Origin of the sequence: Armatimonas sp. (assembly GCF_043760365.1) — a bacterium.
In the GTDB taxonomy this organism is placed as follows: domain Bacteria; phylum Armatimonadota; class Armatimonadia; order Armatimonadales; family Armatimonadaceae; genus Armatimonas.
In genome coordinates this window covers 1-7,438 of sequence record NZ_JAYUPA010001018.1, presented here as the reverse complement: position 1 = coordinate 7,438, position 7,438 = coordinate 1, and the positions used below count along the sequence as shown (strand labels likewise).

The following is a 7,438-nucleotide window of genomic DNA, read 5'->3' as shown; positions in this document are numbered from 1 at the left end:
GGCACCACCGAGGTGCCCATCACGATCATGACAGCCCACGCCACATGCCCCCAGAGAACGAGCGCGATGAAGACGATGCCGACGATGAGGGCAAGGTTCTGCGACGCAAGCGATTTGCGATCAAACCTCTCACAGAACTTGAGGCCGTTGCCCAGATGGAGCTCCTCTCTCACGACTTCTTTGTCTTCGAGAACGCCGACACTGGTCAGGTGAGTGTCCTCTATAGACGAGCGGATAAAAACTACGGTATCCTAGAGCCCGAACGATAACGCAACGAAGCGGCCCCGGACAACAGAATCCGGGGCCGTTTTTCTGGGAGCTTGCTTGTGAAAGTTGGAATTCTAACCGGCGGGGGCGACTGCCCTGGCCTCAACCCCGCAATCCGGGGCGTGGTGTACCGTGGCATGGACTTTGGTTTCGAGTTTGTCGGAATCGAAGAGGGCTGGCGCGGACTCGTCAAGGGGATGTACCGTCCTCTGGGCCTGAGCGATGTGGAGGAGATTATCTACCAGGGGGGCACCATGCTGGGCTCCTCGCGCACGAATCCCTTCAAAAAGGGCGGGGAGAAAGATCTAGAAGCCGTTCTGGAGAATATCAAGGCCGCCAAGTTCGATGCGATAGTTGCTCTAGGCGGCGAGGACACGCTGGGTGTGGCGGCCAAGCTCTACTCGCAGTACGGTGTGCCCACGGTAGGCGTCCCCAAGACCATGGACAATGATCTCTCGGGCACGGACTTCACGTTTGGCTTCGACACCGCCGCTTCTGTGGGTTTAGACGCTATTGATCGCCTGCGGGACACGGCGCGCTCGCACCGACGCGTGATGGTGCTCGAAGTGATGGGCCGCCACGCGGGCTGGGTGGCTTGGTACGTCGGTGTGGCGGGCGGTGCGGACTGGGTGACCCTTCCTGAGGAGCCGCTTGATGTGGACGCCATGATCGCGCACCTCAGCGCTGTTCGGGCGCGTGGCAAGAAGTACGGCCTCGTTGTCTGCTCGGAGGGCACCGAGCTTCCCGCGCTGCTCGGTGCGGAAAAGGCAGTGGACGACTTTGGGCACGTCAAGCTCTCGGACCGTAGTGTCGGGGAGTTTGTCGCCAGCACGATCACCGAAAAAACGGGCTGGGAGAGCCGCCATGCCGTCGTGGGCCATGTGCATCGCGGTGGATCGCCCACCCTCTTTGACCGCGTGCTAGGCATGCGTGTTGGGATGAAGGCCGCTGAGCTCGTCCAGCAGAAACAGTTCGGTCAGATGGCCGCGCTAGTGGGCACCGAGGTCAAGGGCGTGGATATCGTCGCCGCCACTTCCGTGCTCAAAATCGTCCCTCCGGAGCTTATTGAGCTGATGAAGACCACGTTTAAATAGAATCGCCCCCATGAACGGGGGCGTCTTATTGACGGCTTCGCCGACACAAAGGCTGCAAGCAGCCATAGAAATTCGGTATGGCCCGGAGGGCCTTTGTGTCCGAGGCACGAGGACAATAAGACGCCCCCGTCCATGGGGGCGAGAGATACGGAGCGACACGAATTTTATGCGCCCCTCTTGCCTCTCCACCGCCCTCCTCACCCTCCTGAGCCTTGCCATGCCTAAAGCCCACGCCCAAGCGCCTACCGTGCCCGCTCCCTTTGAGCTGACCCGCGTCTTAGACATTGAAAAGCGCCGGGCCGTTGAAGTTGCCCTCGCGCCCTCCGATGTCAGTTTAAGCTGTGATGTGCTGGTGGTTGGCGGCGGGCTCGGTGGTGTTGCAGCAGCCGAGGCGGCAGCGAGGCGCGGGTTCTCCGTGGTGATTGTCGAGCCTACCCGGATGCTCGGCGGTCAGCTCACCAGCCAGCTCGTGCCGGTTCCCGATGAGAATAGCCACATCGAAAAAGAGCCCGGGCCGTCCACCAAGACCTACCGTGCGCTCCGCCAAGCGGTTCGAGACCACTACAATGCCCAGCCGGGAGTCAAGCCCGGCGCGGGAAAGAACATCGGTGATTGTTGGGTCAGCCGCGTCTCAGGTCTGCCCGAAGTGTGGGAAAAGGCGATCCGTGACCGACTGACTCCCTACGAAAAATCTGGCGCGATTCGGCGCGTGCTAATGCGCCATCAGCTCCGCTCCGTGACCCAATATTCGGGCCAGCAGCGCATCAACTACGCCGATATCGCAAGCTTAGAGACAGGCAAGATCACACGCATTGGCTGTCGGTTTCTGCTCGATGCCACTGAGGACGGTGCGGCACTTGCCCTCGCGGGCTCCCCGTTTCGCATCGGCCAGGAGGCGTTTTCGGAGTTTGGGGAGTCGCTCGCGCCGGAAACAGCAAACCCAAGCTGGGTGCAGAGCTTCACGTACTGCTTTCTCATGAACTGGCAAGCCGCGCCCGGCCCGATCCCCGAAAAACCCGCCGAGTACGACTACTTTAAGAGCCTGGGCGAGTACACGCTAGACTACATCTACCGTGATAAAGCCGAGCCGTACTCCGTCACCTACAAAGTTCTTGAAAAAGCACAGGCAAATAATCGCAGCTATCTGCCGTTCTGGACGTATCGTCGCCTGATCGCCGCATCCAGCTTCACGGGCAAGCAGTCCCCTGTCGGTGATTTAGCGCTGATAAACTGGCGCGGCAATGACTTCCACGAGGAGAGCTACCTCGATAAGCCCGTGGACGAGCAAGTGCGGATTCTAGAGCGCGGTCTGAATTTTGCCAAGGGCTTTGCCTACTGGCTCCAGACCGAGTGCCCCCGCGACGACGACCCCACCAAGCTCGGCTACCCCGAAATGCAAGTTCCCGCCAAGAGTGGCTGGGCAATCCACCCCTACATCCGGGAGTCGCGCCGCCTGCAGGCCCGAACGATGCTGACTCAAAACCACTTACGTTCACCAGATCCCACCGCAAAGTGGGGCGAGATATTCCCCGACTCCGTGGGGGGTGCGCTCTATGCCATGGACATTCACCCCAGCAAGGGTGAGCCTCCCCTGCTCTCGGTGGCGCTTCCCTACCACCTGCCGCTTGGGGCGTTTCTCCCCGCATCCGGCCCGGTGAATATCCTGCCCGCCGCCAAGAACTTCGGTGCCAGTCGCCTCGCCCTCGCATCGGCGCGCATGCATCCCACGGAGTTTCTCGCCGGTGAGATCGCCGGATCGCTGGCCGCCTTCTGCCTCGAAAAAGACCTCCGCGACCCCAGCGCCGTCCACGACTCCCCCGCGCTTCTGGCCGAGTTCCAGACGCGCCTAAAAACCCAGGGGATACTACTGCGCTGGGACGAAATTTTATGATTGACCTTAGAAGTGACACGGTAACCCGTCCGACACCTGCGATGCGGGAGGCGATGGTACACGCCGTCGTCGGGGATGATGTGTGGGGCGATGATCCCACCGTGCTGGAGCTTCAAAACTCGCTGGCACGCTCCGCGGGCAAGGAGGCGGGGCTGTTTCTGCCCTCAGGAACCCAGAGCAATCTTGCCGCGCTGATGGCCCACTGTGAGCGCGGCGATGAGTACATCGTCGGCCAGCTTGCCCACACCTACAAGTACGAGGGTGGCGGTGCGGCGGTGCTGGGCTCAATTGTCCCGCAACCCCTTGAGAACGAAGACGATGGTTCGTTGCCGCTGGAGAAGATTTCGGCGGCGATCAAGCGTCATGGGCCGGGCCTGGGGGCACACTTTGCCCGCACGAAGTTACTGGCGCTGGAGAATACGTTCAACGGCCAGGTTGTTCCTAGAGACTATCTCAGAGCCGCAACGGAGCTGGCGCACCACCGAGGGCTCGCGACCCACCTAGACGGAGCGCGGGTCTTTAATGCCGTGGTGGCGCAGGGCATCACGCTCGCGGAGGCGTGCGACGGCTTTGACTCGGTCTCGATCTGTCTCTCGAAGGGGCTGGGCGCACCCGTCGGTTCGGTTCTGGTCGGCTCGCAGAAGCTCATTGAGCGCGCCTACCGCTGGCGAAAAGTGCTGGGCGGTGGAATGCGACAGTCGGGGATTCTGGCAGCGGCGGGGATCTACGCGCTGGAGCACCATATCGAGCGCCTCGCAGAAGATCACGCAAACGCCACGTTCTTAGCAACAGAGCTGACACAGATTCCACAAGTCACGGTTCTCGGACACGCAACCAACATGGTCTTCGCCCGCTTCCCCGAGGAAGATTGTGCGCCGCTACAAGCCGCACTCGCGGAGCGCGGAATGCTGGCTCTCATCACCCCCGAGTCACGCTTCGTCACCCATCTGGATGTAAACTCTGAGGGAATCGCTCTGTTCATCAACGCGATCAAGGAATATTTCGCATGAAAAGAATTCTCGTTCTCGCTCTGTTGCTCTCGGCAGCCACAGCGCACGCGGAGATTGGCTATAAAGTCCAGCCGCAGCCCGACACCAAGCAGCTCGCGATCACGGTCACGATTCCAACAAACGCCGCCGAGACCCTGGTGCAGGCTCCGCGCTGGATGCCGGGGTTCTACATGCTCCAAAACTACGGGGCACGCCTCAAGGACTTCTCGGCGACGGGCGCGGGCGACAAGCCCGTGGAGCTCTCCGTAGTGGACGATCACACCTGGAAGATCAACAGTGCGGGAGCTAAGCAAGTCACGCTGCGCTACACTGCGCCGCTGGAATTTCAAAACGGCGTCGGGCACTACAGCGGAATCGCGGCCTATATCTACGTGGTCGGGCGTACGCAGGAGCGCTGCAAGCTCACACTGGATACCCCCAAGGACTGGAAAGTGGCCGTGGGTCTGGATGGCAGTGGTCCGGACTACAACGCCGACTCCTACGATACCCTCGCCGACAACCCCGTCACGCTTGGGAGCTACTACGAGGAGACCTACCAGACCGCAGGCAAGCTGCATGTGATTGCCCTGCGCGGCACGGGGGCGGATCAGATTGACAAGAAGCTCCTGCGTGAGACGTGTGAGACGGTCTCCAAAATAGAAACCGAGTTCATGGACGGCGCCCCCTACGGCAAGTATGTCTGGCACTTCAGCGTGCGCTCCGGCGGTGCGGGCGGCTCTGGCCTGGAGCACCTAAGCAGCACCGAGATCAGCCTGGGCTCCGGGTTCTCCAGGCGCACCGCAGGCCTACTCGCCCACGAATTCTTTCACCTCTGGAATGTCAAGCGTATCCGCAGTCAGTCGCTTGGCCCCTTTGACTACACACAGCTCCCCAAGACCGGGGCACTCTGGTGGCTAGAGGGCACCACGGACTACTTCGCCATCACGCTCCTGGGGCGCTTCGGCTGGACGAGTGAGCAGGATCTCTATGCCGATATCGCGGGCAACGTCCGCCGCCAGCGCCGCTCTGAGGCGCGCCTCACAGTCTCGCCGCACGACTCCAGCTCTCGCGTGGGTGAGGCCAATAACGGACGCGGCAATAGCAGCGGCTTTGGGCTGAGCTACTACGACGAGGGCTTTGTGGTTGGTCTCTGCCTCGACTTGGAGCTACTTGCTCAGACCAATGGCAAGCGCAGTCTTGATGATGTGGAGCTTGCGCTCTGGAAAAAATGCCGCAACAACCAGCCCGGTTTTGCCGAGGACGAGATCCGCAAGCAGCTCATTGTGGCGGGGGGAGACACTTTCGGCCCGCTCTATGACAAGCTCGTTCTTACACCAGGCGAGCTACCCGTTGAGAAAGCCCTCGCTCATGTTGGTTTAGAGCTCACCGACAAGGGTGAGATTCGCTCGGTCGCAATGCCCACAGAAGAGCAGCAGCGGCTCCGCAAGCGCTGGCTCGCCAAAAAACGCTAAATGACCCGCCATCCCCTGCCCTGACGTGTCCATCATCTCTTCTTAATATTGATTGCCTCTTAAGGGGCGAAAATAAGGGCAATGATAAGAAAAATAGAAACAACACGAAATGCGTTCGTGCTACTCCTACTGACAGGAAGCCTACTGGCGGGGTGCCAGTCACTCACGGCGCCAAAAGTGAGCCTGCGAATTGTGGCGGGCAGCGAGAACAAGAGCCTGGAGCCACTGGTGCAGCGCTTCGCAAAAGAGAATAATCTCACCGTCACTTTCGAGTACAAAGGCTCCGTTGAGATCATGCGCCAGCTCGAAGGCGGGGGGGCTGCCGATGCGGTCTGGCCCGCGCAGTCGCTCTGGACGAGCATGGGCGATGCACAGCGGCGTGTGAAAGATGCGCAGAGCATCTACTGGTCGCCCGTGGGGCTGGCACTGAAAGAGAGTGTGGCCCAAAAGCTAGGCTGGACGGATAAAAAGAGTGTCACGACGGAGACAATTCGCGAGGCGGCCCAGGCGGGCCGCCTTCGTTTTTTAATGACCTCCGCCACTCAGAGCAACAGCGGTGCCGCGGCCTATCTCGCCTTTCTCTCCGCGTTTGCCGGAAAGCCGCAGGTGCTCACGGAGAGCGACTTGCAAAAGCCGGACGTTCAGCGCGGCGTGGCATCGCTTCTAGCGCAAGTCAATCGGTCGGCGGGAAGCTCAGGCTGGCTAACGGAGCTCTTTCTCAGCCGCTACGACGACTACGATGCGATGATTAACTACGAGGTCATGGCGACGGAGGCCAACGCAAAGCTTGCCACGCAAGGCCGTGAGAAACTCAGAGTGGTCTATCCGTCCGATGGCGTTGCGATCGCCGATGCACCGCTGGGCTATGTCGAGCACGGGCAGGGTGCAGAAAAGCGTCAGGCATTTGCGAAGCTCCAGAGCTGGCTTCTCTCGCCCGCGATTCAGCGCGAGATTGCGGCCACCGGGCGGCGCACGGGGCCCATCGGCGACGCGTTTCCCAATCAGCTCCGCCTGCCATGCGCGGAAGTCGTGCGACAAGCCCTAGATCTCTATCAGACCAGCCTGCGCAAGCCCTCGCTCACGGTCTATTGCCTGGATGTCTCCGGCAGCATGCGCGGCGAGCGGCTGGAGCAGCTCAAGAGTGCGATGCGGGGCTTGCTCGATCAGAATTTAGCACGCCGTAGCCTGCTGCAAACATCGGCGAGAGATATTACCGTAGTGATTCCTTTTAGCAGCACACCGGAAGCACTCTGGCAGGTGCGTGGCAATGATCCAGCAGCACTGTCAGCACTGAGCGCGAAGATTCAGGCGCTGGGGGCCTCGGGCGGCACCGACATCTACAGCCCTGTGGTGCAAGCACTCCGTCGGGTTCGCCAGCAGCCGAGCTACGAGGACTACTTCCCCGCCGTGATCCTACTCACCGACGGCGAGTCTAACACGGGGGCAAGCCTGAGCGAGGTGCTGAGCGAGAAACTCGACATACCCGTCTTTGCGATACGATTCGGCGAGGCATCATCAGGTCAACTGGAGACACTGACAAAGGCGACGTCGGGCCGGACGTTTGAGGGGCGCAGCGATCTGAGCGCGGCATTCCGGGAAGCGAAGGGCTACAATGGCTGACTTCAAGGCGGGCCTTTCCGCCACGCTGATCTTTATTGTCTTGCTGCTCGCCGCCGAGCAGCCGCTCTTCGTGAGCGCGGCACTGGCAGGCAGCGCCTATCTCGG

General features: G+C 60.9%; 6 protein-coding genes. All 6 read left to right on the top strand.

The genetic code is table 11. The annotated features are described in order from the left end of the window. Positions 1 to 269: sigma 54 modulation/S30EA ribosomal C-terminal domain-containing protein (locus tag ACH2EH_RS25860; RefSeq protein WP_395146308.1), on the top strand; the 269-nt coding region annotated here is incomplete at its 5' end. A 57-nt stretch (positions 270 to 326) separates the two neighbouring features. Continuing rightward, positions 327 to 1,361 carry a 6-phosphofructokinase gene (locus ACH2EH_RS25855; RefSeq protein WP_395146307.1) on the top strand — a complete coding sequence of 345 codons (1,035 nt, stop codon included), beginning with the start codon at positions 327 to 329 and terminating at the stop codon, positions 1,359 to 1,361. Between the two features lie 166 nt (positions 1,362 to 1,527). After that, a complete protein-coding gene (locus tag ACH2EH_RS25850; RefSeq protein WP_395146306.1) occupies positions 1,528 to 3,252 on the top strand; it encodes an FAD-dependent oxidoreductase in 1,725 nt (574 codons plus the stop codon). Further along, on the top strand, positions 3,249 to 4,262 hold the full coding sequence (ltaE, locus tag ACH2EH_RS25845; RefSeq protein ID WP_395146305.1) for a low-specificity L-threonine aldolase: 1,014 nt from the start codon (positions 3,249 to 3,251) through the stop codon (positions 4,260 to 4,262). Before ACH2EH_RS25850 ends, ltaE begins: the two co-directional genes overlap by 4 nt. Then, complete coding sequence (locus tag ACH2EH_RS25840) at positions 4,259 to 5,713, top strand: hypothetical protein (protein ID WP_395146304.1); 1,455 nt, start codon at positions 4,259 to 4,261, stop codon at positions 5,711 to 5,713. Before ltaE ends, ACH2EH_RS25840 begins: the two co-directional genes overlap by 4 nt. Positions 5,714 to 5,794: 81 nt before the next feature. Continuing rightward, positions 5,795 to 7,333 (top strand): substrate-binding domain-containing protein, encoded by a 1,539-nt coding sequence (locus ACH2EH_RS25835; RefSeq protein WP_395146303.1) that lies wholly within the window; start codon positions 5,795 to 5,797, stop codon positions 7,331 to 7,333. Positions 7,334 to 7,438: the final 105 nt, after the last annotated feature.

Coding starts and splice junctions, on each gene's coding strand:
- ACH2EH_RS25850 (WP_395146306.1), top strand. CDS start 1,528: ATGCGCCCCTCTTGCCTCTCCACCGCCCTCCTCACCCTCCTGAGCCTT.
- ltaE (WP_395146305.1), top strand. CDS start 3,249: ATGATTGACCTTAGAAGTGACACGGTAACCCGTCCGACACCTGCGATG.
- ACH2EH_RS25840 (WP_395146304.1), top strand. CDS start 4,259: ATGAAAAGAATTCTCGTTCTCGCTCTGTTGCTCTCGGCAGCCACAGCG.
- ACH2EH_RS25835 (WP_395146303.1), top strand. CDS start 5,795: ATGATAAGAAAAATAGAAACAACACGAAATGCGTTCGTGCTACTCCTA.